Origin of the sequence: Agreia sp. Leaf283 (genome assembly GCF_001422485.1) — a bacterium.
Classification (GTDB): domain Bacteria; phylum Actinomycetota; class Actinomycetes; order Actinomycetales; family Microbacteriaceae; genus Agreia.
On record NZ_LMNF01000001.1, the window covers coordinates 1,813,688 to 1,837,757 of the forward strand.

General features: G+C 67.5%; 27 protein-coding genes and 1 tRNA gene. 18 read left to right on the forward strand and 10 right to left on the reverse strand.

Annotated elements, in window-relative coordinates:
• Positions 1-101: 101 nt before the first annotated feature.
• Genes ASF51_RS08245 through ASF51_RS08265 form a run of 5 tightly spaced genes read left to right on the forward strand, consistent with a single transcriptional unit; the run spans position 102 to position 5,133 of the window.
• Entirely contained in the window at positions 102-1,097 is a 996-nt protein-coding gene (locus ASF51_RS08245) for a carbohydrate ABC transporter permease (protein WP_055927297.1), read from the forward strand.
• Complete coding sequence (locus tag ASF51_RS08250) at positions 1,094-1,936, forward strand: carbohydrate ABC transporter permease (protein WP_055927300.1); 843 nt, start codon at positions 1,094-1,096, stop codon at positions 1,934-1,936. Before ASF51_RS08245 ends, ASF51_RS08250 begins: the two co-directional genes overlap by 4 nt.
• Positions 1,933-3,414 (forward strand): beta-N-acetylhexosaminidase, encoded by a 1,482-nt coding sequence (nagZ, locus tag ASF51_RS08255; protein ID WP_055927303.1) that lies wholly within the window; start codon positions 1,933-1,935, stop codon positions 3,412-3,414. Before ASF51_RS08250 ends, nagZ begins: the two co-directional genes overlap by 4 nt.
• Positions 3,411-4,346 carry an ROK family protein gene (locus tag ASF51_RS08260; RefSeq protein ID WP_055927305.1) on the forward strand — a complete coding sequence of 312 codons (936 nt, stop codon included), beginning with the start codon at positions 3,411-3,413 and terminating at the stop codon, positions 4,344-4,346. The genes nagZ and ASF51_RS08260 overlap by 4 nt, the downstream gene beginning before the upstream one ends.
• Position 4,347: 1 nt before the next feature.
• Complete coding sequence (locus ASF51_RS08265; RefSeq protein ID WP_055927308.1) at positions 4,348-5,133, forward strand: glucosamine-6-phosphate deaminase; 786 nt, start codon at positions 4,348-4,350, stop codon at positions 5,131-5,133.
• Positions 5,134-5,161: 28 nt separating this feature from the next.
• Here ASF51_RS08265 and nagA read toward each other — a convergent pair whose 3' ends face one another.
• Genes nagA through purU form a run of 3 tightly spaced genes read right to left on the reverse strand, consistent with a single transcriptional unit; the run spans position 5,162 to position 7,545 of the window.
• A complete protein-coding gene (nagA, locus tag ASF51_RS08270; RefSeq protein ID WP_055927312.1) occupies positions 5,162-6,310 on the reverse strand; it encodes an N-acetylglucosamine-6-phosphate deacetylase in 1,149 nt (382 codons plus the stop codon).
• Positions 6,310-6,672: a YrdB family protein gene (locus ASF51_RS08275; RefSeq protein ID WP_055927315.1), complete on the reverse strand. Its 363-nt coding sequence runs from the start codon at positions 6,670-6,672 to the stop codon at positions 6,310-6,312. Before ASF51_RS08275 ends, nagA begins: the two co-directional genes overlap by 1 nt.
• Positions 6,673-6,693: 21 nt before the next feature.
• Entirely contained in the window at positions 6,694-7,545 is an 852-nt protein-coding gene (gene purU / locus ASF51_RS08280; RefSeq protein ID WP_055927318.1) for a formyltetrahydrofolate deformylase, read from the reverse strand.
• A gap of 216 nt (positions 7,546-7,761) precedes the next feature.
• Here purU and ASF51_RS08285 point away from each other — a divergent pair, with 216 nt between their 5' ends.
• A complete protein-coding gene (locus ASF51_RS08285) occupies positions 7,762-9,006 on the forward strand; it encodes an MFS transporter (RefSeq protein WP_235497167.1) in 1,245 nt (414 codons plus the stop codon).
• On the opposite strand, the gene ASF51_RS08290 is transcribed toward ASF51_RS08285, so the two are convergent.
• Positions 8,999-10,972 (reverse strand): sigma-70 family RNA polymerase sigma factor, encoded by a 1,974-nt coding sequence (locus ASF51_RS08290; RefSeq protein ID WP_055927321.1) that lies wholly within the window; start codon positions 10,970-10,972, stop codon positions 8,999-9,001. The genes ASF51_RS08285 and ASF51_RS08290 overlap by 8 nt on opposite strands.
• Positions 10,973-11,261: 289 nt before the next feature.
• Here ASF51_RS08290 and glyA point away from each other — a divergent pair, with 289 nt between their 5' ends.
• The 6 genes from glyA (at position 11,262) to ASF51_RS08315 (ending at position 15,428) form a co-directional block, all read left to right on the forward strand.
• The gene (glyA, locus tag ASF51_RS08295; protein WP_055927325.1) at positions 11,262-12,545 is read left to right on the forward strand and encodes a serine hydroxymethyltransferase; all 1,284 of its coding nucleotides are present in this window, start codon (positions 11,262-11,264) and stop codon (positions 12,543-12,545) included.
• Positions 12,542-13,426, forward strand: coding sequence for a bifunctional methylenetetrahydrofolate dehydrogenase/methenyltetrahydrofolate cyclohydrolase (locus ASF51_RS08300; RefSeq protein ID WP_055927328.1), 885 nt, complete (start codon positions 12,542-12,544; stop codon positions 13,424-13,426). Before glyA ends, ASF51_RS08300 begins: the two co-directional genes overlap by 4 nt.
• 43 nt (positions 13,427-13,469) lie before the next feature.
• Complete coding sequence (locus tag ASF51_RS19040) at positions 13,470-13,607, forward strand: hypothetical protein (RefSeq protein WP_157412051.1); 138 nt, start codon at positions 13,470-13,472, stop codon at positions 13,605-13,607.
• A gap of 66 nt (positions 13,608-13,673) precedes the next feature.
• Positions 13,674-14,591 carry an aldose 1-epimerase family protein gene (locus ASF51_RS08305; protein WP_055927331.1) on the forward strand — a complete coding sequence of 306 codons (918 nt, stop codon included), beginning with the start codon at positions 13,674-13,676 and terminating at the stop codon, positions 14,589-14,591.
• Positions 14,592-14,704: 113 nt separating this feature from the next.
• The gene (locus ASF51_RS08310) at positions 14,705-14,962 is read left to right on the forward strand and encodes a hypothetical protein (RefSeq protein WP_055927334.1); all 258 of its coding nucleotides are present in this window, start codon (positions 14,705-14,707) and stop codon (positions 14,960-14,962) included.
• A gap of 142 nt (positions 14,963-15,104) precedes the next feature.
• Complete coding sequence (locus ASF51_RS08315) at positions 15,105-15,428, forward strand: hypothetical protein (protein WP_055927337.1); 324 nt, start codon at positions 15,105-15,107, stop codon at positions 15,426-15,428.
• On the opposite strand, the gene ASF51_RS08320 is transcribed toward ASF51_RS08315, so the two are convergent.
• On the reverse strand, positions 15,423-16,217 hold the full coding sequence (locus ASF51_RS08320) for an EI24 domain-containing protein (protein ID WP_055927341.1): 795 nt from the start codon (positions 16,215-16,217) through the stop codon (positions 15,423-15,425). The genes ASF51_RS08315 and ASF51_RS08320 overlap by 6 nt on opposite strands.
• 126 nt (positions 16,218-16,343) lie before the next feature.
• Between ASF51_RS08320 and ASF51_RS08325 the strand changes: the two genes are divergently transcribed.
• Positions 16,344-16,664 carry a hypothetical protein gene (locus ASF51_RS08325; RefSeq protein WP_055927344.1) on the forward strand — a complete coding sequence of 107 codons (321 nt, stop codon included), beginning with the start codon at positions 16,344-16,346 and terminating at the stop codon, positions 16,662-16,664.
• A gap of 17 nt (positions 16,665-16,681) precedes the next feature.
• On the opposite strand, the gene ASF51_RS08330 is transcribed toward ASF51_RS08325, so the two are convergent.
• The 4 genes from ASF51_RS08330 to ASF51_RS19045 form a co-directional block, all read right to left on the reverse strand.
• The gene (locus ASF51_RS08330; protein ID WP_082479630.1) at positions 16,682-17,848 is read right to left on the reverse strand and encodes a MarP family serine protease; all 1,167 of its coding nucleotides are present in this window, start codon (positions 17,846-17,848) and stop codon (positions 16,682-16,684) included.
• Positions 17,845-18,564 (reverse strand): DUF4241 domain-containing protein, encoded by a 720-nt coding sequence (locus ASF51_RS08335; RefSeq protein ID WP_055927347.1) that lies wholly within the window; start codon positions 18,562-18,564, stop codon positions 17,845-17,847. Before ASF51_RS08335 ends, ASF51_RS08330 begins: the two co-directional genes overlap by 4 nt.
• A 30-nt stretch (positions 18,565-18,594) precedes the next feature.
• Positions 18,595-19,482, reverse strand: a complete 888-nt coding sequence (locus tag ASF51_RS08340; RefSeq protein ID WP_055927350.1) for an NAD(P)H-binding protein — start codon at positions 19,480-19,482, stop codon at positions 18,595-18,597.
• Between the two features lie 49 nt (positions 19,483-19,531).
• A tRNA-OTHER gene (locus ASF51_RS19045) sits at positions 19,532-19,601 on the reverse strand.
• A gap of 436 nt (positions 19,602-20,037) precedes the next feature.
• Here ASF51_RS19045 and ASF51_RS08345 point away from each other — a divergent pair.
• From ASF51_RS08345 to ASF51_RS08355, 3 genes are all read left to right on the forward strand, one after another.
• Positions 20,038-20,319, forward strand: a complete 282-nt coding sequence (locus ASF51_RS08345; RefSeq protein ID WP_055927352.1) for a cell division protein CrgA — start codon at positions 20,038-20,040, stop codon at positions 20,317-20,319.
• 154 nt (positions 20,320-20,473) lie between these two features.
• Entirely contained in the window at positions 20,474-21,082 is a 609-nt protein-coding gene (locus tag ASF51_RS08350) for a hypothetical protein (protein ID WP_055927355.1), read from the forward strand.
• Between the two features lie 1,202 nt (positions 21,083-22,284).
• A complete protein-coding gene (locus ASF51_RS08355) occupies positions 22,285-22,767 on the forward strand; it encodes a hypothetical protein (protein WP_157412052.1) in 483 nt (160 codons plus the stop codon).
• Positions 22,768-22,803: 36 nt separating this feature from the next.
• On the opposite strand, the gene ASF51_RS08360 is transcribed toward ASF51_RS08355, so the two are convergent.
• Positions 22,804-23,034, reverse strand: coding sequence for a hypothetical protein (locus ASF51_RS08360; RefSeq protein WP_157412053.1), 231 nt, complete (start codon positions 23,032-23,034; stop codon positions 22,804-22,806).
• Between the two features lie 89 nt (positions 23,035-23,123).
• On the opposite strand from ASF51_RS08360, the gene ASF51_RS08365 reads away from it, so the two are divergent.
• The gene (locus ASF51_RS08365; RefSeq protein ID WP_055927365.1) at positions 23,124-23,384 is read left to right on the forward strand and encodes a hypothetical protein; all 261 of its coding nucleotides are present in this window, start codon (positions 23,124-23,126) and stop codon (positions 23,382-23,384) included.
• A 155-nt stretch (positions 23,385-23,539) separates the two neighbouring features.
• Positions 23,540-24,067: a hypothetical protein gene (locus ASF51_RS08370; RefSeq protein WP_055927367.1), complete on the forward strand. Its 528-nt coding sequence runs from the start codon at positions 23,540-23,542 to the stop codon at positions 24,065-24,067.
• The last annotated feature ends 3 nt before the right edge of the window (positions 24,068-24,070 follow it).

Below are 24,070 nucleotides of genomic sequence, written 5' to 3' on the forward strand. Positions count from 1 at the left end.
GTCGACGCGGCAACGTCGGCCACCACCAGCCCAATGCAGGTGATCGCCCTAGGAAAAGGGAAGCATCACAGCACCCTCCGATCGTAGTAGGAGCAGCACATATGTCGACCCACAGCCCGGCCCTCGAGGTCGCGCCCGGAGGTACCGACGGATCGCGCCAGGTGGCGCCCGTCCCGCCGGAATCCCCGCGCCCGGTGCGCAGACGACCACGGTCGGCGCGGATGGCCCCGGCGATCCTCCTGATCCCCGCGTCGCTCATCCTGATCGTGGTGATCGGGTACCCGCTGCTGCAGCTGGTGATCATGTCGTTCCAGGAGTTCGGCCGCGAGCAGGTCTTCGGCAAGCCGGCGCCGTTCGTCGGCCTCGACAACTACGTGCGGGTGCTCACCGACTCGCAGTTCTGGGCGGTGCTGGGGCGCAGCGTCGCGTTCGCCGCCGTGAACGTGGTGGTCACGATGCTGATCGGCACGCTCATCGCGCTTCTGCTCACCCGGCTCAACAAGGGGTTCAAGCTGCTGGTCTCTGTCGGGCTGCTGCTCGCGTGGGCCATGCCGGCGCTCACCGCCGTGATCGTGTGGGGGTGGATGTTCGACACGCAGTACGGCGTCGTGAACTACGTTCTCGGCATGATCACCGGGCAGGACCTGCACGGCAATTCGTGGCTCAGCAATCCGCTGAGCTTCTTCCTGGTGGCGACGATCATCATCACGTGGCAGTCGGTGCCCTTCGTGGCCTTCACGATCTATGCGGGTCTCACCCAGGTGCCGGAGGAGGTGCTCGAGGCCGCCCAGCTCGACGGCGCGAACGGGCCGAAACGCTTCTTCCTGGTGACCTTCCCCTACCTCAGGTCGATCTTCCTCGTGGTGACCGTGCTGCAGGTGATCTGGGACCTGCGGGTGTTCACCCAGATCTACGCCCTTCAGGGCATCGGCGGAGTCCGCGAGCAGACGTCGACCCTGGGCGTGTACATCTACCAGACGTCGCTCGGCACGGGCGACTACGGCGCCGGCGGGGCCATCGCCGTGATCATGGTGATCATCATGATGGCCATCTCCCTGTACTACGTACGCCAGAGCATCAAGGACGAAGACCTGTGACCCGTAAACATTTGAACAGCGCCGCGCTCGGTGCGGCGGCCGTGATCGTCTTCGTCTTCTCGGTCTTCCCGGTCTACTGGATGATCAACACCTCCCTGCAGCCCAACAACCAGATCCGCACGGTCGTGCCCAACTTCGTGCCCGCGAACTTCACGCTGCGCAACTACGAGACGGTGCTCTTCGACACCACGAGATCCGACTTCATGCCGGCGCTCGGCAACTCGCTGATGGTGACCATCTCGACCGTGGTGATCGCCCTGGTCTTCGCGTTCCTGGCGTCGCTCGCGGTCACGCGGTTCCGTTTCCGCAGCCGCAAGGGATTCATCCTGGCGATCCTCATCATCCAGATGATCCCGGCCGAGGCCATGATCGTGTCGACCTATCGGGTGCTCGACAGCTGGAGCCTGCTCAACACGATCGCGGGCCTGACCCTCGTCTACGTCGCCACCGTGCTGCCGTTCACGATCTGGACCCTGCGGGGCTTCGTCAACGGTATTCCGATCGACCTCGAGGAGGCGGCGATGATCGACGGATGCTCGCGCACGGGTGCGTTCTGGAAGATCACCTTCCCTCTGCTTGCGCCGGGCCTCGTCGCCACCGGCGTCTTCGGCTTCATCCAGGCGTGGAACGAGTTCCTGCTCGCCCTCGTCGTGAACTCCCGGCCGGAGATGATGACGCTCCCCGTGTGGCTGCGCACGTTCCAGGTCGCGACCGGAACCACCAACTGGGCGGCCATCATGGCGGGCTCGACGTTGATGGCGATTCCCGTGGTAATTTTCTTCCTCGTCGTGCAGGGTCGCATGACCGGCGGGCTCGTCAGCGGGGCGGTGAAGGGATGACGCGCCACGAGATCCTGGGCACGCTCCTTCCCGGATTCGCCGGCACCGAGCTGCCCGACTGGCTGCGTGCGCTGCTGGCCGACGGCCTCGCCGGCGTGTGCCTGTTCGGCGAGAACGTCTCCTCGCGCGATCAGCTCCGTCGGCTGACCGACGACATCCGGTCGGCCAATCCGACCGCGCTCATCGCCATCGACGAAGAGGGCGGAGACGTGACGCGCCTCTACGCCGACACCGGCTCGCCCTTCGCCGGCAACGCGCTGCTGGGCCGCATCGACGACATCGAGCTCACCCGATCGGTGGGGGAGAGGGTCGGCGCCGAGCTCCGCGCTGCAGGCGTCAACCTCGATTTCGCTCCGGATGTCGACATCAATTCGAACCCGGACAATCCGGTCATCGGTGTGCGCAGCTTCGGCGCCGCAGCCGAGCTGGTATCGAGGCACGGCGCCGCATGGACGCGGGGACTGCAGTCCCAGGGCGTCGCCGCCAGCATCAAGCACTTCCCCGGTCACGGAGACACGAGCCAGGACTCCCACCTCGCCCTTCCCGTGATCGACGTGTCGCTCGACGAGCTGCGCACGCGCGAGTTGGAGCCGTTCCGAGCGGCGATCGCTGCGGGTGCGGCGACGGTGATGACGAGCCACATTCTGCTTCCCCGGATCGATGCGCAGAACCCGGCGACCTTCTCGGCGGCGATCCTCGACGGCATCCTGCGCCAGGAGCTGGGCTTCTCGGGCGTCGTCGTCTCGGACGCGCTCGACATGGCCGGCGCGAGCGCCGAGACAGGAATCCCCGTCGCGGCGGCGCGTGCCATCCAGGCCGGCTGCGACCTGCTCTGCATCGGCACGCGGAACACCGCCGCACAGCTGGAGCAGATCGTCGCCGGCATGATCGAGGCCGTCGATCGGGGCGAGCTCGACGAGCGCCGGCTCTCGGATGCCTCGGGCCGGGTGCGCGATCTCGCCGGCTCGGTCGTCGTGGTGCCGGATGCACCCGGGCACGTCCCCGACGCTCCGCTCGCACATCCCGCGCTCGCACATACTTCACTCACCGACGCGTTCGACGTCTCGGCGGCGGCGGAACGCTTCCTGGCCTCATCGAGGCACGCCCTCGTGCTGCGGATCGAGACGGAGGCGAACATCGCCGTCGGGGACTCTCCGTGGGGACCGTTCGGCACCGGCCAGGCCGTCGATGCGATCAGGATCGACAGAGACGGGCCGGCGGCTGCCCGCGGCCTCGACCCGGATCGAGCGATCGTCGTGATCGGCCGTGACAACCATCGCCGCCCCTGGGTCGTCGATCTGGTCGACGATCTGCGCCTGCAACACGCATCCGTGCTCGTCGTCGACATGGGGTGGCCCGGCGACGATCGGAGATACGCCGACATCGCGACCTTCGGCGGATCTCGCCTCGTGAGCGCAGCCCTCGCCGATATGCTCGAGCGGGCCACCGCAGCACCACTGAACGGAGAGACCCGATGAGGCTCGGACTAGACATCGGCGGCACCAAGACCGACGCCGTGGCCATCGACGAGCGGGGCGACATCGTCGCCCGCCTGCGCATACCGACCGGCTTCGGGCCCGACGCCGTCGTCGACACGGCTGTCTCGGCTCTCGAGCAGCTGGCTCAGCTCACCGCCATCCCGCTGTCGGCGTTCCCGAGCATCGGCATCGGCATCCCGGGCACCGTCGACACGGAGGTGGGCATCGTGTCGCACGCGGTCAACCTGGGCGTCGACGAACTCGAGCTCGCGCGAGACCTCAGGCTGCGGCTGGGCGTGGCCGTGCAGGTCGAGAACGACGTCAAGGCCGCGGCGCTCGGGGCCTTCAGGCTGCTCTTCCCGCCGGACGGCGGCGGCGATCGACACTCCATGGCCTACCTGAACCTGGGCACCGGCCTGGCGGCCGGTCTCGTTCTGGGAGGCGAGCTGTGGCGCGGGTCGCGGGGCACCGCGGGCGAGATCGGCCACATACCGGTCGACCCGACGGGGGCCCTGTGCCCGTGCGGCCAGCGCGGCTGCCTCGAGACGGTGGCATCCGGATCGGCGATCGCCCGCCAGTGGCCGAGCGACGACGCCCTGCCCGTGCTCTCCCTGCTCGCGGCCGCCCAGGCCGGCGACCCGGGCGCCGTCGCCATCCATCGCTCGCTCGTCGAGAACGTCGCCGCGGCCGTGCGCATCCTGGTGCTCACCGTCGACGTCGAGGCCGTCGTGATCGGGGGAGGGCTCAGCCACCTCGGCGATCCTCTGCTCGACGACATCCGCGCAGTGCTCGGGGGCTGGGCCCTCGACTCGCCGTTCCTCGCCTCGCTCGAGCTGCCCGGCCGCGTGCAGTTCGTGCCCGACGACTTTCCTGTGGCCGCCGTCGGGGCCGCCCTGGTCGGACGTCCGCTCGCGCTCGCCGAGGAGGTGTGACATGGCCGAGATCGTGATCGTCGACTCGGTCGAGACAGCCGGCGAGGTCGCGGCCGATGCGGTGCAGCGACTCGTCGCCGAGCGCAAGGACGCGGTGCTGGGACTCGCCACGGGGTCGACGCCCGTGCCCCTCTACCGCGCGCTCGAACGTCGGGTGGCGTCGGGTGGGCTCGACCTCTCGAAGCTCCGAGGCTTCGCGCTCGACGAGTACGTCGGACTGCCGGAGGGCCATGAGCAGAGCTATGCCTCGGTGATCCGGCGCGAGGTCGTCGAGCCGCTGCGACTCGACCCGAGCTCGGTGCACGTTCCCGACGGGCGTCCGCAGCAGATCGAGACGGCCGGCGCCCGCTATGAGGCGCAGCTTCGGGAGGCCGGCGGGATCGACCTCCAGATCCTCGGCCTCGGAACCGACGGACACATCGGCTTCAACGAGCCGGGATCGTCGTTCGCCTCGCTCACCCGCGTGAAGACCCTCACCGAGCAGACGCGCCGCGACAACGCGCGCTTCTTCGCGTCGCCCGACGAGGTGCCGATGCACTGCATCACACAGGGGGTCGGCACCATCCTGCGAGCCCGGCACCTGTTGCTGCTGGCCTTCGGGGATGGCAAGGCCGAAGCGCTCGCGGCCGCGGTCGAGGGACCGCTCACTGCGAGCGTGCCCGGCTCAGCGATCCAACTGCATGAGAGGGTGACCGTCGTCGTCGACGAGGCGGCGGCATCCCGCCTCGCCCGCGCCGACTACTACCGCTACGCGTGGGCCAACAAGCCGGCCTGGCAGGGCGTCTGAGGCCGGTCTCCCGGCGCGACCAACCGCCCTAGGCGAGCCTCTCGCCATCGGCGAAGACGTCGGTCGCGTGCCAGCCGGCGTCGAGCAGCACCGCGTCGGCGGCGTAGCCCGTGCTCAGGTACCCGAGCCGCTCGTCGAGGCCGAGCGCGCGGGCGGGACTCGCCGTGAGTGCGCGCACGGCCAGCACGGGATCGATGTTCGCGCGTTCGATCGCGGTGCGCAGCGCGGTGTCGAGGGTGAGGGTCGACCCGGCGAGGGTCTGCGTGCCGCTCAGCATGGCCTCGCCCTCGACGACCGTCACGTCGAGAGAGCCCAGCCGGTACTCCCCGTCGTGGGATGCGGCGGCGGCCATGGCGTCGGAGACCAGGAGAACGCGCTGCGGCGCGGCCACGAAGCAGAGGCGTGCGACATCGGGATGCACGTGCACCCCGTCGAGGATGAGTTCGAGCGCGACTCTAGGGTCGTCGAACGCCGCCACGACAGGGCCGGGCGCGCGGTGGTGGATTCCGGGCATGGCGTTGAACGCGTGCGTCAGCACCGTCGCGCCGCGGTCGAACGCCTGCCTCGTGAGCTCGAGTCCGGCATCAGTGTGCCCGACGGCCACGACGACCCCGGCGGCCACGAAGCGGTCGATCGCGTCGAGGGCGCCGGGCAGTTCGGGCGCGATCGTGATCTGCCTCAGGGTGCCGCCGGATGCCTCCAGCAGCATCTCGACGGCGGCCGGGTCGGGGTGCACCAGATGATCGGGGTCGTGCGCGCCACGGTGCAGGGGCGACAGGAACGGGCCCTCGAGGTGCGACCCGAGCACGAGCGGGTCGCGCCCGGCCAGCTGCGCCACCTGCCGGAGGCTCGCGACGAGGTCGTGGAGCGGATTCGAGACCAGGCTCAGCACAGATCGGGTGGTGCCGTGCGCGCGATGCGCGTCGAGGGCGATGCGCATGGCGTCGGGGCCGTCGTCGAAGGATGCGCCGCCACCGCCGTGGCCGTGCACGTCGACGAAGCCCGGGGTCACCCACCTGCCGCGGGCGTCGACGCGTTCCTCCGCAGGAATGGACGGGGCCAGCGCCTGCCAGGCCGAGCCGGTGCCCGTCGCTGCGATGGTGTCGCCGGCGAAGACCATCCAGAAGTCGTCGAGGATGCCGTCGGCGTCGAGCTTGCGCGCGCCGTGCAGCAGCATCAGCGGAGCTCTTTGCGCCCGGAGATGACCCCGCTGACCGCGGCGGCGACGCCGAAGACCACCGCGACGATGGGCTGTCCGAGCATGAGCCAGGCCAGCGCGGCGGACCCCATGATGAGGATCTCGATGAGCGCCTTGCCGAAGGCATCGAGCCGCACGACGGCGCGCGGAGACCGGAAGAGAGCCCACAGCAGGATGGCGAACAGGGGCGTCGCGACGCAGAGCACCACGTTGAGCCACGGGCCGGGCCAGGCCAGGAATCCCCAGATGCCGAGGCTGACGAAGGCGAACAGTTCGAGGATGAACCGGATCACCTCGGCTATGCCGATCCGGTCGGGAGCTGTCTCTGTCTGCTGAGTCACGGTTCCAGCGTACCGACCGCGTCAGCGGAAGATGATCGTGCGGGCGCCGTCTTGGAGCACTCGATGCTCCGAGAACCACTTGACGGCCTGGGTGAGGGTGCGGCTCTCCTCGTCCTGGCCGATGGAGACGAGCTCCGAAGCGGTGCGGGAGTGGTCGACGCGCACGACGTTCTGCTCGATGATGGGCCCCTCGTCGAGGTCGCTCGTCACGAAGTGGGCGGTGGCTCCGATGAGCTTCACCCCGCGGGCGTGGGCCTGCTTGTAGGGGTTCGCGCCCTTGAAGCCGGGCAGGAACGAGTGGTGGATGTTGATGGCCCGCCCGGCGAGCGCGGCGCAGAGTTCGGGCGACAGGATCTGCATGTATCGCGCCAGCACCACGAGCTCGATGTCGTTCTGCTCCACCACCTCGAGCACGCGACGTTCGAACGCGGCCTTGCTCGCGGCATCCGTCACCGGAAGGGACTCGAAGGCCACCCCGTAGAACCCGGCGAGCTCGGCGAGCACCGTGTGGTTGCTCAGCACGAGCGGGATGTCGACGGAGAGCTGGCCGGCGCGCTGGCGGAACAGCAGATCGTTGAGGCAGTGCGCAGCCGTTGAGCCGAGGACAAGGGTGCGCAGGGGGCGGCCGACGACGTCGAGCTGCCAGTCCATGTCGTAGCGCTCGATCACCGGGGCCAGGGCCTGCTCGAAGACGGAGCGATCGGACTCGGACTCGACCTGGAGGCGCATGAAGAACCGGCCCGTGTCGGCGCTCGAGAACTGCTGGCTCTCGGTGATGTTGCCGCCGGATGAGACCACCGCGCCGCTCACGGCGTGCACGATCCCGGGGAGGTCGGCGCAGACGAAGGTCAATACCCAGTGGGAACTCGTCAACGCTCTCGCCTCTTCTCTTGGCTTCTGCCTCCCGATACACTAGCGGGTGGCCGACGGATATCGTTCGGCCCCGGGCATGCACGACGTCGTCATCGGTTCCTGAGGTCTGGTGCCCGTCGTGCGGCGTCGTCCGACTCTTCCGATGCCGCCCTCGTCAGGTTGGCGTGACGCCGCCTCTGTTCGCCTTCTTTCGTTAGTTTGGTTCGTTCTTTCTCCGTGACTCAGCCGTTCACCTCTCCCATCGCCGTCGTCCCGACCGGAGCCCCCGGACGTCCCTTCCCCTGGGGCGGCCTGCTCGTGCTCGCCTCGGCCGTGTTCCTCTCGGTCACCGCCGAAATGCTTCCCACGGGCCTCCTGCCGGAGATGAGCGCGGAGCTCGGGGTCGGCCAGTCGCAGATCGGGCTGCTCGTCTCGGTCTTCGCCTTCGCGGTCGTGCTCACGAGCATCCCTCTCTCGCGGCTGACACGCAGCGTCTCTCGGCACCGCCTGATCGTTCTCGTGCTCATCGTCGTCTCGCTCTCGAGCGCGGTCACCGCCATCGCGCCGAGCTTCGAGATCCTCGTGGGAGCGCGCATCGTGGGCGGCATGGCGCACGGGCTGTTCTGGGCAGTGATGGGCGCCTATTCGGGCTATCTCGTGCCGAAGGAGCAGCTCGGCCGAGCCGTCGCCATCACCACCGGTGGAGGCACGCTCGCCTTCGTGCTCGGCGTTCCCCTCGGCACCGTGCTCGGGCAGGCCGTCGGGTGGCGGAGCGCGTTCGGGGCCATCGCGGTGCTGTGCATCGTGGGCGCGGCCCTGATGCTTTGGCTGTTGCCCCGGGTGGAGCGCCCGGCCAAGTCCGATGCGCCGGCGGAACGGCATCCGTCGGGCCGACGCAAGCTCGATGCATCGGTGCCCGCCGTCGCCCTGCTCTGCCTGCTGGCCGCCGTCATCATGATCGGTCATTACGCCTTCTACACCTTCATCGCGCCCTATCTCATCGGGGAGCTGGGTGTGGATTCCGGCGACGTGGGACTGCTGCTGGCGATCTACGGCATCGCCGGCGCGGGCGGCCTGCTGCTCGCCGGAACGGTGTTCGGTCGGCATCCCACGCTCGGCGTGGTGATCGGTGTCGCCGTCACCGCGATCTCGGTGACCGTCATGGCCCTGTTCGCGGCCAACCCGATGATCGCCATCCCGGCGTTCGTGCTGTGGGGACTCGTCTTCGGAACCCTGCCGCCGCTCCTCGGCGCCCGGCTGCTGCATGTCGCATCGGTCGACATCCGCGATACGGCGAGTGCGTTCTATTCGACGTCGTTCAATGTCGGCATCGGCGGGGGAGCCCTCGTGGGCGCGGCCCTGCTCGACGGGTTCGGTCTGACGTCGCTTCCGGTGGCGTACCTGATCACCCTGGCGCTCGCGGGCGTGCTGCTGGTGGCGGCCGAGCTGAACTCGCGCCGCCGCAGCGCGCGCGTCAGCTGATCGCGTAGGAGATGAGTCGGGTCAGACCGTATCGGCCGGAATCAGGGTCGTAGTACCGCATGCCGAGTTCGATCGGCCCGGTCACCTCGGAGCCGTAGACCTGCGACCACATTCCGCTGTCGTCGAGCACGTGGATGTCACCGCGAACCTCGCCGTTCACGATGCGCTGGATGCTGGCGCCGGGCACTCCGGATATGGAGAGTTCGTAGGTGTCGGCGACCGGGATCGAAGCTCCCTCGAGGGGATTCTGGATCGTGGGAGCCTCGAGGACCACGAGGTGCTGGGGAGCGCTCGGGTCTGATGCGACCCCGTCGACGACCTGTCGAACGACGACCTCGCGACCGGCGGGGTCGCCGGAGATGCTGGAGCCGAAGTCGGAGATCGACCAGGTACCGTCGTCGGCCGCTGTCGTGGACACCAGGGTATTGCCGTCGGCATCGAGGATCTCTATCGATGACAGCGGTTCGGCGATGCCGCTGAACACCGGGAAGGTGAGCTGGTCGGCAGCCTGCTCGACGATCACGGTGGGAGCCGCGGGGGTGGGTTCGGGGTCGACCGGAGGTTCGGTGGGCGGGGTCGTGGGCGGGGTGGGATCGACGGGGGGCGTGGTCGGCACGACGACCGGCGGTGTCGACGGCTCAGCGGAGGTCGACGGTTCTGCCGGTGTGCTCGGGCCGGGGGCGTCGCTCGGCGACGGATCCGGTGCGACGGCGGGTTTCGTGGGGCTGCCGGGCGTGCCGGGACGCGTCGGTTCGGGCTCGGCCTCTGGCGCGGGTGCCGTGGTCGGCGCAGGCGGCGTGGCCGGGGCCGGGGCGGGATCGGCGACGACGGCCTTGTCGGAATCGCTGGAGGAGTCGCCGGGATCGGCTGTGGAGGAGTCGGGTGAGACGTCGGCGGAGGACGCCTCGTCTGCCGGGGTGGCGAACAGCCCGGGGCCGAGGGTGACGGCCGCGACCACGGCGGCGGCGAGAGCGAGGGCTCCGACGGCCGAGCCGACGATGCCGGCCGCGCCGATGCCGGATGCGGCCGCACCCGTCGTGCCTCCGACGCTCGACGATGTGCTGCCGACAATCGATGACGTGGATCCGTTAGCACTCGCGGCGGAGGAGCCCGAGGTGAGGTCGGCCGGCATCGTCGCGGCCGCCACCAGCCCGCCTGCCGTGCCGCTGCCCGCCTGCATCCACGAGAGGAACCCGGCGGCGCCGGAGACACCGGCCGCGAGGGGAAGCAGCACGAGGGCGAGGCGGGAACCGACCTGGCGTGCTTCGTCGGCGACGATGGTGCACGAGGTGCATCCGGCGAGGTGATCGCGGACCCTCTTGGACTCGCGCGCGCCGAGCGTGCCCCGGGTGAACGAGCCGAGGCGCTCGATGGCGGCCGCGCACTCGGGATCTGTCGTGCGCCGGAGGTGCGCCTGGATCCACGCCTGACGCAGGCCCTCTCGTGCGCGGTAGGTGAGCGCCGAGACCGCGTTGGCCTTCATGCCGAGGAGCGGGGCGATCTCCGCAGACGAGAGCTGCTCGACCTCGCTGTACCACAGGGCCTCCTGCCAGCGCGTGGGGAGGCTGCGGAATGCGTTGACCGTGAGGCTCTTGTCGAGCGCGGCGAGGGAGGCGTCTTCTTCTGTCGAGGGGTCGGCGATCAGGTCGAGGTCTTCGCTGGCGTCGGCGCTCTTGGCGCGCGCCCACTGCATCGACACGTTGCGGATGGTGGTGAAGAGGTAGGGGCGGAAGGCCGTGGTGGGACCGCCGCCTGCGGAGATCGCCTGGAAGACGCGGGCGAAGGCCTCGGAGAGGAGATCGTCGGCATCGAAGCGGTGGCTGCGTGCCACGGCTCGACCGGCGTTGGAGTGGCGGACCCACAGTTCGCCGAACGCAGCGGAGTTGCCGGCTCGAGTGAACTCGACGAGTTCCATGTCTGAGGCGTCGGCGTGCGGCCGGGCGGGTGGTTCGAGGTGGGCGGCCATACGGCGCACACTCCTTTATTAAAAGGGGAATTCAGGACGGTACTACGGGGTCCCCATTCCCCCCTCACATAAAGAGACATGCGAGGACAGCGTCTATGACGCCACTTGTGCAAGAAATCATAGCGGATGCCTCATGTAGGCTTCCTTATGTCGCAACTGGCGTTCAGATGGTCACCATCGGGAAGCGACTGACACGAATTCGGCCGCGCGCCTGGGTCGATCCGGATACCGCATCACCCCGTCGTCCGCGCGGCGACACATTCCGTTTCTGTCATGTTAGGAGCCAGTCTTGTCTGATAACACGCCATCCAAGTTCAACGAACCCCTCCAGACCGTCGATCCCGAGATCTACGCCGTGCTCGAGAAGGAGCTGGGTCGCCAGCGCGACACGCTCGAGATGATCGCGAGTGAGAACTTCGTTCCTCGCGCGGTGCTGCAGTCGCAGGGCTCCGTGCTCACCAACAAGTACGCGGAGGGCTACCCGGGGCGTCGGTACTACGGCGGATGCGAGTTCGTCGACATAGCCGAAGAACTGGCCATCGCCCGTGCGAAGAGCCTCTTCAACGCCGAGTACGCGAACGTGCAGCCGCACTCCGGAGCCACCGCCAACGCAGCCGTTCTGTCTGCGATCGCCACCCCGGGCGACACCATCCTCGGGCTCGAACTGAGCCACGGCGGACACCTGACCCACGGCATGAAGCTGAACTTCTCGGGCAAGCTCTACAACGCCGTCTCCTACGGCGTCGACCCGGAGACGTTCCTCGTCGACATGAACGTCGTGCGCGACAAGGCGCTCGAGCACCGCCCGCAGGTCATCATCGCTGGATGGTCGGCCTACCCCCGTCACCTCGACTTCGCCGCGTTCCGGGCCATCGCCGACGAGGTGGGCGCCAAGCTCTGGGTCGACATGGCCCACTTCGCCGGGCTGGTCGCCGCGGGCCTGCACCCGTCGCCCGTGCCCTTCGCCGACGTCGTGTCGTCGACCGTGCACAAGACCATCGGCGGTCCCCGTTCCGGCTTCATCATCAGCCGCGACACCGAGCTGGCGAAGAAGCTCAACTCGAACGTGTTCCCCGGCCAGCAGGGCGGTCCGCTCATGCACGTCATCGCCGCCAAGGCCACGGCGTTCAAGCTCGCTGCCGAGCCCGAGTTCCGCGACCGCCAGCAGCGCACCATCGACGGCGCCCGCATCGTCGCCGACCGCCTGACCGCCGAGGACTCGCGCGCCGGCGGCGTCGACGTGCTCACGGGCGGCACCGAGGTGCACCTCGTGCTCGCCGACCTGCGCAACTCGCCCCTCGACGGGCAGCAGGCCGAAGACGTGCTGCACGAGGTGGGCATCACGGTCAACCGCAACTCCGTTCCCTTCGACCCCCGCCCGCCGATGGTCACGTCCGGCCTCCGCATCGGAACGCCCGCGCTGGCGACACGGGGCTTCGGCGACGTCGAGTTCACCGAGGTGGCCGACATCATCGCCGAGGCCTTGAAGCCCGGAGCCGACACCGCGTCGCTCCGCACGCGCGTGACCGCACTCACCGAGGCGTTCCCGCTCTACCCCGGGCTCGTGCAGTGACGGCCGTCGTCCTCGACGGCGTCGCCACCGCGGCCGCCATCAAGGCAGAGCTGGCCCAGCGCGTCGTAGAGCTGAAGAAGCAGGGCATCCACCCGGGCCTCGGAACGCTGCTGGTCGGCGACGATCCCGCATCCCGTTCCTACGTCGCGGGCAAGCACCGCGACTGCGCCGAGGTCGGCATCGAGTCGATCCGCGTCGACCTGCCGGCCACGGCCAGCGAGCAGGACGTGCGCGACGCCATCGAGGCGCTCAACGCCGATCCGCTCGTCACGGGCTACATCGTGCAGCTCCCGTTGCCGAACGGCATCGACGAGAACGCGATGCTCGAACTCATCGATCCGGCCAAAGACGCAGACGGGCTGCACCCGACGAACCTCGGGCGCCTGGTGCTCACGGTCGATCCCTCGGCGAGTTCCGGTCGTCCCGCGCCGCTTCCGTGCACCCCCGCCGGCATCGTCGAGATCCTGCGCCGCTACGAGGTGCCGCTCAGCGGCAGTCACGTCGTGATCGTGGGCCGCGGGCTCACCGTCGGTCGCCCCCTCGGGCTGCTGCTCACCCGCAAGGGCATCGACGCGACCGTCACGCTCACCCATTCCCGCACCCGCGATCTCGAGGCCGAGGTGCGCCGCGCCGACATCGTGATCGCTGCCGTCGGAGTTCCCGGCCTCATCAAGCCCGAGTGGGTCAAGCCGGGCGCCGCGGTGCTCGACGTGGGAATCACGCGCGTCGTCGACGAGGAGACCGGCAAGGCGAGGCTGAAGGGCGACGTCGATCCTGCCGTCGCCGAGGTCGCCGGGTTCCTGTCGCCGGTACCCGGCGGAGTAGGGCCGATGACCCGCGCCCTGCTGGTACAGAACGTGGTCGACGCCGCGACTCCGTAGGTCGAGGCGAAAGAGCACGACCCCACCAATGAAGGAGGAACGCATGACGCACGAACATCCCAAGCCTCACGATCCGGGCAAGAAGACGGTCGCTGAGAAAGAGGACAACGTCCTCGAGGAGATCGAGGAGTCGCTTCCCACCGATCCGGAACCGACCGACGGGTCTGCGCCCGCCGCCTGACCGGCACGTCGCCCGGCCCTGAGGCATCCGGATGCCTCAGGCCGGGCGACACCGTAGGCTTATGCCGTGACAGCAGCGACAGGCACCCAGTTCTCCGTGGAGTTCGGCGATTCCCGGGCCACGATCACCGAGCTGGCCGCGGGTCTCCGGGGCCTCGTGCTCGACGGAGTCGAGGTCGTGCGGGAGTACCCCGAGTCGTCGTTGCCGCCGATGGGCCAGGGCATCGTCCTCGTTCCGTGGCCGAATCGCATCGCGAAGGCCGCCTGGGTGCTCGATGGAAAATCTCAGCAGCTCGACGTGACAGAGCCGTCGACCGGCAATGCCACGCACGGCCTGCTGCGCAACACGGCCTACACCGTGGCAGAGCAGGGCGATGGTTTCCTCACCCTGCATGCCCGCGTCTTCCCCCAGCACGGCTACCCCTTCCTGCTCGACACGTCGGTGAGCTACGAACTGAGCGAGGCCGGTCTGACCGTCACCCACGCCATCACGAACGAGTCGGATGCTCCGGCGCCGGTCGCGGTCGGCGCGCACCCGTATTTCGTCGTGGGCTCGGTGCCCGCGGAGGACCTGACTCTCACCATCGCCGCGGAGACCACCTACGACTACGACGACGCATTCATCCCCACCGCCGAGGTCGGCGTCGAGGAGGCGGGACTCGACCTGCGCGCCGGGCGCCGTCTCTCCGATGTCGACCTCAACCACGCGTTCGGAACCCTGACGGGAACCGGCGGGCAGAACGTGCACTCCCTCGTCGCCCCCGACGGCCGCCGCGTCGAATTGTGGACGGATGCGAACTTCGCCTGGGTGCAGGCCTACAACCCCCGAGCCTTCCCCTTCGAGACGGGCACGGGCATGGCCATCGCCCTCGAGCCGATGACCGCCCCGGCTAACGCGTTCAACACGGGGCAGGGCGTGCGCTGGCTCGAACCGGGCACGTCGTGGATGCTCAGCTGGGGCGTGCGGTACCGCCCGGCCTCCTAGCGGCCACGATCAGCCCCGCCTGTAGCGTGCCTGCGGTGAGGCGTAAACCCCTTGTTCGGGGGCGAGGCGTTGCATAGCCTGACGACATAACAACTCTGGAATGGAGTGGATCAATGTCTCTGCTATTCGACAGCGTGCCCTCGACGACGACCGCACCCGAATCGATCTCGCCCGACCGTGCGGCGCCGCGCCTCCGCTGGGAACTCGTCTTCGACGGCGTCTGGCTCGCTCGTCACGACGGGCGATTCGCCGGCATGGTGCAGGGCACCCCGGGCGACTCGATGAAGCTCACCGACGCCCGTGGCAACCTGTGCGGACTCTACGCATCGCTCGACGACGCGAAAGCAGCTCTGATCGACCGCTCGCACTGATGCGGCATCGGTGCTGCATCGCACACCGTCCTCACTTTTGACAACCCCGAACCCAAAAGCTCACATTTAGGGGTAGGTTCACTGGGGAGCTCACGTGGAATTAGATCGCGTGGGCCCTTTGTGAGGAATGGACGATTTTCATATGGGCAGACTGATCTACGGCACCGGTGACACCGACGTCGAATTCGAGGATCGGCTGCTCGCTCACCTCAAGGTCGTCATCTCGACGAAGCTGCGGCGCAACGAGGCGTTCATGCTGTCGTGGGAGCACGGCACCGAAGAGGGAAGCGGACGCAGCACCATCTGGATCCACCCCTCGATCCCGCTCCACTTCCGCTTCTACGGCAACAAGTCGCCGGCGCTCAACCGGGTGTGGATCGAAGACCTGATGCTCGCGGCAAACAGCACGGGCGGTCTCAGGCCGGTTCCCGAACCCGACGAGCACTCCGAGCCCGGCAACTCATAGCGCCGGTCCCGGAACACCTTCCGGCTGATCGGTGAGGGCCTCGCGCGACAGCAGGGTTGCGCCGGCCACGGCCGCCGGCATGACGAACACGGCGCCGAACGGAATCAGGAAGACGAGATAGCTCGCCACGCCGAATCCGAGCGCCGTGGGCCGGATGGCGGCAAGCGCCCGTCGACGATCCTTCAGGGAGCGAGCGCGGGCGTCGAACGCCTTGCCGGTGAGTTCGAGCGCGAGGAACCACCCGGCGACCGCAGCCCCGGCGATCGGCACGACGGTCTGGCCGACGATCGGGATGAAGCCCAGAACGAAGAGGCCGAGCCCGATCGCCGCGGTGGCGACGAGGATTCGCATGGCGTCGAGGATGCCCCGCCGCACGGACGGCCAGAACGGCACCTCGATCTCGTTCTGGATGCCGCCGAGCCGGTTCTCGACGTTCCGCCAGATCTTCTCGTAGAAGGGGTCGCCGACGGCGAGGGTGATGGCCGTGTAGGTGTAGACCACCAGGAGAGAGCCCAGCCCCACGAACGCGATGATGGCGGCGATCCTCACGGCCGTTCGCCAGCCCTCGGGCCACTCGTCGGCGAAGGGGGTCGCCCACTCCGCCAGGGCGGGCGCGTTGACGAAGAGCACGATGAGCGCCGCGAGATACACGGCGGCGACGATGAGCGCGGGGAGCGCACCGAAGAGCATCAGGCGGGGATCGCTTCCCCACATCTTCAGGCCGCGTCCGAGATAGGCCGTTCCATCGAAGAATCGGCGGACGACGCTTCGGGCGGGTGCGGGCGGCATGGGTCCTCATCGTACGGGTGGGGCGCCCCGGAGCGAAAGTCCGTCAGGCTGTTACCTCAGTAATGCCGTCATCACAATGCCCGGGTCTCCGGGCAGTCGATGAGGGACTCTAGACAGATGAAAAGGATGAGCTACGCAGGCGGAACCTTCGTCACAAGCGACGAAGTGGCCGATGCGCTCGTGCACTTCGTCGCCACCGTTCCCCGCAATCGTCGCAACCAGGTGGTCGTCGTGCCCGGGTTCAGCGCCGAAGGAGAGTCGACGCCGGTGGCTCTCGTTCTCGGCCCTGCCAGCCAGATTCTGAGTCAACACGAGGCCGTTTCCTATGTCGAGCCCGAGACCCACGGCGTGGCCGACGAGGTGCGACGGCAGGCGAGCTCGCACGAGAACACCGCCCGCATCGAGAGCTCGGACGGCAAGGCGAGCCTCGACTACGACGTCTTCTGAAGAACAGGCCGACGGGATCAGTCGGCGCAGTCTCCGGTGCTCACCGGGGCTGAGAGGCCGGGTGCCTGCGCGGCCACAGGCGACAACTCCTGCATGGTGAGCGCGTAGCCGACGTTGTCGACGGTGCTCGCCTTGGCGAACACCACACCGGCGACCTGGCCGTCGACCGTCAGGAGCGGCCCACCGGAGTTGCCGGGCTCGATGTCGGCGGCCAGCGTGTAGGCATCCCGGGTCGTTCCGGCGGCACCGTCGGTGATGAGCTGTAGAGGGCCCGCCGCCAGAACCTCGGCGCCCGCGATCGAGAACGGCCCCCCGAAGGGATAGCCGGCGACGACGGCGGTGCTCGCCGGCGCGAGAGTGTCGGCCAGCTGGATCGCGTCGGCGGGCAGCCCGTCGACCGCGATCACGGCGAGGTCCGCCGCCGGATCGAAGTAGACGATCCGGCCCGAGCGCGGAGACTGCCCGGGAACCTCGACCACGGGCTCGGAGATGCCCGCGACGACGTGCGAGTTCGTGACCACCCTGTCGGCGGCCACGGCGAAGCCGCTTCCCGACATCGTGACCCCGCATTCGTACGCCGTTCCGGTGATGCGCACCACGGACTGGGCGGCCGCGGTGAGCGCCGGGTTGTCGGTGCTGATCGTCGGGATCGAGGGAGCCGTGCTCGGCGCGCCGAGCGCGTCGATGACCCAGGGCGCGCCGTCGGTCACGGCGGCGGTGCGCAGCTGGGCCAGGAGGCTGGTCACCTGCGGGGGCACGAGGCCGTCGAGGGTCTTCAGGATCGACGACGACGCGACGGCCTGGGTGAGGGGCGCGACACCGAGGGTCGAGATACCGGATGCGACGGTCACGACCACGAGGACGGCCGCGATTCCGCTGCCCACGAGCCCGAGAAGACGGTCGACGAACCCGAGTTTCGCCTTGGCGACGCCGCGGCCGAGCGCCCGACCGATCGTGGCCCCCAGCAGGTAGCCGATGGTCACGAGCACGAAGGCGGTGCCGATGACGCCGGCGATCCTCCACTCCGGCTCGGGAATCCACGCGACGACCTGCGGGATCGCGAAGTAAGCGCCGATGCCTCCGGCGATGACGCCGACGAGGCCGAGGAGCGATCGCACGAGTCCCATGCGGTAGCCGGCGACGGCGCCCGCGAGCAGCACGATGATGACGATCACGTCGATCATCGGAGTGCCCTCTTCACTCGTGCGAGCCAGCCGGTCGCCTGCGGCTCCGGATCGGCGTCGGGCGGGGAGCCGACCACCTGCAGGTCGATGTGCACGCCGGTGAGCCGGCCGTCGGCATCCAGGGTCTGGAGAACGGGGTAGAAGCCGTCGCCCCAGCCCGAGTGGGCGAGGATCACGTTCTCGCCCGAGCGGGCCAGCGGCATCTCGATGTTCGCGGTGCCCGCGCGAAGCGGCGCGTCGGAGTCCATGATGTCGAACCACGAGCCGGGCTCGCCGGTGTCGAACACCTCGTCGTACCAGCTGTCGCCGTCGTTCGGCATCGACGCCTCCACCGCGTCGGCATCGAAGAAGGCGACGGTTCCGGCATCGACGGCCACGCCGAAGAAGGAGCCGGGCTCGGGAGGGCCGTCGGGACCGGGCACCGGCTCGACCGACGCGGTCGGAACATTCGAGACGACCAGCGAGAGATAGGCCTCGCGCAGGTGCGAGCCGTCGCGCTGGGTCGACACGTCGGCGATCGTCACCGCGACCCGGTGGTCGCCCGGCGGGATGCGCACGGTGATCGGTCGGTCGAGGGCGACGAACGGGTCGGCGGCCCCGAGAGTGCCCGAGGGAACGCGGAGCACGCCGAGCTCGTGCACGGTGAGCTCTCCCGCGGCCCCCGTGACGAGGGGGGCGTCGCCGGGAACGAGGGCGAAGAAGTCGGAGAGGCGCACGAAGCAATGATGCCAGCAGGCGCCGGTGCGCTACCTGGAGATCAGTAGATCGCTGAAGCGGAATCCGCCGCGGGGCGGGAGGGCCGCCCGGATCTGCTCTGCCGAGAAGTCGAGTCGGGGGCGCAGTTCGGCGGGCAGCTCGGCGGTCGGGGGAGCGGCGACGGAGACACCTTCCGCCAGCATCGTGGCCTGGGCCTTCGCGATCAGCGGAACCTTCATGGTCCACTCCGTGAGCTGGGCGACCGCTCGGATCGCCCAGACCGGTGCGGGAACGATCACGACCCGTCGCCCCACCAGCGTCGAGACGCGCCGCACCGCCTCGCTCAGCAGCAATTCCTCGTGCCCGGTCACCGCATGGGTCGCGTTCGGCAGGCGCCCCTCGAGGGATGCGACAAGCACGTCGACCATCTCGCTCACGGGGATCGGGCGGATGCTCTTCTCGCGCAGCCCCACGGTCGCGAAGAGCGGGAGGGTCTGCACCGAGTGGCTGAGGTGATCGACCAGGTGGTCGCCGTGGCCGTAGATCATGCCGGCCTTGAGGATCGTGAACTCGAGTCCCGATGCGCGGACTATCTCCTCCGCGGCCCACTTCGACTCGTGATAGGCCGACCCGCAGCCGGGCCGCGCACGCAGGAAGCTGAGCATCACGATGCGGGGAACACCCGCGCGCTTGGCCGCCTCGATCACCGCCCGGGTGCCTTCGATGTGTACCTTGTCGTACGTCTGGTCGCCGATCTCGCGGTTGATGCCCGCGCAGTGCGCAACGGCGTCGCAACCGTCGAACGCGGCGGCCAGGGCGTCGACGTCGGTGATGTCGGTGCCCGTTCGCCGCGAGACGAGCGCGACCTCGCCGGCGGCGTATCGCTCGGCCAGGTGACGGCCGACAAAACCGGCGCCGCCGGTGATGGCGATCTTCATGTGTCTCCTCCGCGACTCTCACTGCTGTTCGCAGAGGCGGCGGATGCGGTGGGCCCCGCCGGGCTCGAACCGGCGACCCGCGGATTAAAAGTCCGAACTCCACCTCAGTGAAACACTAGCAAATATGGCGACTCCCGCATGGTTCCGGCCTTCCGTATCACCTGGGCATCTCTTCAATCTCGGGAATACTGCGCCGATTGTGGGCAGGGCGTGGGCAAGTAGTGGGCAGTCGGGCCGGTGTCGGTGGCCCGCGAGAGTCTGTGGCCATGACTGAACCGAAGCCCACACGCGAGCAGTGCATCGCTGAGGCCGCCGCTGTTCTCGCTGCCGCCTGCGACCGCATCCAACTCGAACGGCTCGCTTCCGCGGCACGAACTCGAGCAGGTGCCCCGAATGACTGAAGAAAGGCCCACACGTGAACTGTGCCTTGCCGAGGCTGCCGCGGTGTTCGCCGCTGCGTGCGACCGCATGGACCTCGAAGCGATCGTCGCCGCCCATCTCAGAGTCCCCGTTATGGGGGACGCCGAGCATGCTGACGATTCGTAGTCTTGGGGCATGAGCCAAACCCCGCTAGAGCAGCCCGTTGCGAAGCCTACGACGGCGCTGGTTGTCATCGGCGTGATCCTGGCTGTGTTGGGCGCCCTCAACGGGGTCGCAGGCCTCGTCTGGATTGCCGTCTTCTACCTAAGTCAGGCCCGGGCGCCGCTCCCCGACGTCGGGGGCGTCAACCTTGTGATCGGCGGAGTGCTGTTCCTCGTAGGCATCGTATTCGCCGTGGTCGCGATCGTGATTCTCATCACAGCATCGCGTCGACGCCGTAGTCGAGCGGCCATCTAGCCCCTTGCGAAGAATTCAGCTGCTCACAGCAGTCATAGGCCTGACTGTTCTTCTGGCCGGGTGCGCGAGCTCACCCGAGCCGACGTCGACGGCCGTTGCGAAACCAAGCTCTACTACAACGCGCACCGCGACCCCGACTCCCAAGCCCACGTACGTGCCAGAGCCATACACCTACTCGTTCACCTGTCACGACGCGGAGTTCAAGGCGTATGAATTCGTCGACTACCGGGCCGCCTGGGACTCCCCAACGCCGTTGGTGGGCTGCGACGGCGTGCAGGCGGGAGGCTCGTTCTACAGCGACACGCAGAAGGCAGCCTCAGCTGCGGCTGGTCAGAAAGACCTCTCGTCGTTGGTGTACCTCTATGGGACCTGCGCCTCGTTGCACACTTCCGTTTACGGTTCACTGCCCTCGTATTCGGCAAACCAGGTTGCGGAGCTCACGGGCGTATTCATGCTCTGCCCCGACCAGCCGGGTGCCGCGGCCGTGCAGGCGAAGTTAGGGGTTGCTGTCGCGCTGGACGCTGAGCGTGAGTCCGGCAATAGGTTCGGCGCCGGCATTAGACGCGTCGGCGTCGATATTCAGCCCGGGACGTTCGTTTCTGAGGGCAACATCACAAACTGCTACTGGGAGCGACTCGACAGCGCCGGCAACATCATCGACAACAACTTTCTGACCCAGGCCCTGCGCGTTGAGGTTGTCCTCGAGGCCGGCGACTTCTCGTTTAGTTCTGACGGCTGCGGCGAATGGGTGCGCGTCGGCTGACCAAATCCGTTTCGGACCCGGGCTGAGGACCCACGACATTAACGGCTCGGGGCCCAAGATTTGCGCGCGACACGCCGTGCGGATTCGATGGTCGTTAAATATTTCTCATCCGCATTCGGTGCACGATGTTATCCACAAGGAGTGTGATGAGTGCCCGAATCTCGGGATTTTTCCTGTGGAGAAATGGTTGAAAAGCCTGGGGACAAAGGGCGGTTTCCTGGGGAGAGTTACACGGGCGTAATTCGCCGCAGTTGTGCGCCTGTGTTTTGTCGCGGGTCATCGGTACGATTGCCATACCGAAGCCTGCTCAGACAAAAGCCCCGACCTGGGGCCGGGGCTTTTAGTTCAGTCCGCAATTACTAATCGAGCGCCAACTCGATCTGACCCAGAAGGACCCAATGTCCAGACCCCGAGCCGCGTTTTCGCGTTTCCCCAACAGTAATTCATTCGTTAGGCGTGCCGCAATTTCGCCCGGCGTGTCGCAGTTGCGCAATTCGCAAAACTCGTTTTCTCCCCCGCGGTCACTGGCCCCGGATGGACCACTGGAAGCTGTGAGGCTTTAGAGCTCATGGCCGCAATCGACGCAGCGCATCGTGCCCACGTAGGCACTGACCCGCCCTTCGGCGTCGAGTTGTACGGCGCCAGGAACGTCTCGCCCGTTCGCGGCAGTCCGTACGGGCTGAAACCACACCGACCCGCAGGTGCACACAGTCTCGTTGCTCGGAGTCGTGGACCTCCTGGTCGACGTGAACGCAAGCACAGCCATTTTCATCACTTTCTAACGCATCGGAGTAAAACGCCATGGCAAGTCACCACAGGCCCAAGGGGCCGAACGAAACCTGGAAGACGGGGCAGCGCGTCCCGTGGACCGGGAACTGGTCCGACCAGTACGGAGACGTGTATCGGTTCGAAGCCGGTCACACGTTCCCGCCGTGCATTGACCGTAAGGGTGAATGTGCATTCCGGAGTCTCGTAGTTAGCGCCGCTGCAACGGCCTAGTTTCTAGATGCTGGGTGACGAGGGCGTGGGCTGAGGCCTGCGCCCTCGTTGCGTTCGAGAGGGGCTCCACGTACTGTCCATGCACGACGGGATACGACAAGAATGCAGCGGCGCCGACAGAACTGCAAGTCCCCCATTTGCGGCGCGACCTCGAGCGCCAGGGGGCTCTGGCCGAGACGGGCCATGCGCAATATGGTGAACGAATGAACAGCGTTGAGGACTTCAAGCTTCTGGCCCGTCAGTCGTTTCACAAGCCGTGGGACGTCTTCGAGGCGTCGATGGGCGTGCCGTATGCCGTGCGCCCGATGGACTGGGCCCTGGCTTTCGCGCCGTCCAAGATTCCGGAAATCGCGACGGTGATCGCGGCGTACAACGCCTGGGCCGCCTCGGTGATAGCTCCTGAGTGGACCGAATCGGACTTCGACGAGCCGTGGCCCGAAGACCGGAAGGTCGACATCTGCAGGTTCATCCTGGAACGCGGGCTGCCGCCGTTCGACGACAGCACGATCACGGGTCCGTCCGTCTTGAAGAACTACGAGACGCTCGGCATGGTGCGCGCTGCGATTCTCGCGGCAGGTATTGTTCCGGTTGCCGAGGGCGAGAATCGGCCCTTGAGGCTTCTCGAGCTTGAGCGGTGGGAGAACATGCTGGCCGATAGAATCGCTGCTGGCGTTCGTCGCTCGTAGAGGCGCGTCGGCCCGAGAAGACGCCGCTCCTATTGCCTAGCTGACCATCGGTAGGAAGTAGACCGCCACTGCATGGTCGACGTCGTCGGCAACGCCCAGCAACTCGGGCTTGGTCTTGTCGTATATCTGCGTTACGACCCATGACCCGCTCTCGGGCGTGAGTACGCCGAGCACGTCGGACAGGTCCGGGTCTGCGTCGGTCCCGCGGATCACGAGGACCTGGCCATTCGTGAAGTTCGTCGTCTGAATCTTGCCGTCGTAGATCATCACCGAACCCTACCGCCGCCTTTGTCGGAGGTGTTGTCTTACGATCAAATACGCGTTGGCCGGGACGCTCCGAACGACAGGAACACCCTATGAACAAGGTCGGCGACCACACAGCCCTGATGGCCGGCATCGACTTCGTCCCGACAGACCCCTACGCCATCCTGCACATCTACAAGCAGATCTGGTGCGTGGCACCGCACGGGAAGATTCTCGGCTGGATACGGTGGGACGAACCAAAGTCGCACGGTCGCATGTTCCACGTCTACTCGCACGGCCTCGACGACAAGGGGAAGCGCGTGTGGGTGAAGTCATTCGAGAAGATCGGATTGGCCGCCACATTCATCCGGTAGCACGCAGCCGAAATGGCGACCCTCAGCGCCAGGCTGCAACCCGACACCCACGAGCTCGTCGACGGCAAGCCGGGACGCGTGGTCTGAAAGTAGAGCGGGATGGCGGGCGGCGACGTTCGTGGGGTCGAGGCCGAAGTCGTCGCTATGCTGCGCTCATGACCCCGAGCAATATTCTCAATCTTGCACTGCTGTTCGTCGCGATGCTGACTGCAGTATTCACGTTCTTGCAGGCGCGAGAGGCGCGCATCGCTCGTGGGGCGAGTGAGAAAGCTAGAGACGAGGCCGACGAATTCCTGGCTGCTGCCAAGCGTGCGGCTACAGCTGCCGAGGCGTCTGCTGGCTCCAGTGAGCGCTCCGCTGCCGCTTTGGAGCGGCAGGCCGATCTGGCCGAGAAAGCGAGCAAGCCCGCGGATCCGTGGGAGATAGAGAAAGTAGGCCAGCATCGCTGGGCAGCCACTAATAAGACTGGGCACAAAGCGATGTTCGTAAACATCGAGACGAGCCCTCCTGGGCACATTCAGTCAGAGCGGGGTTCTTACGCCGACGTAGCGCAAAATCAGAGCCTCTTCTTCATTTTTGGTGGAGGGCTGACAGATCCTTCTAGCGTTGATGTGGAAATCTCTTGGCGGTCCCCGGTCACAAGAGCCTCGGAGTCGCAACACTTCACGGTGTCCCAGGACTAGTCG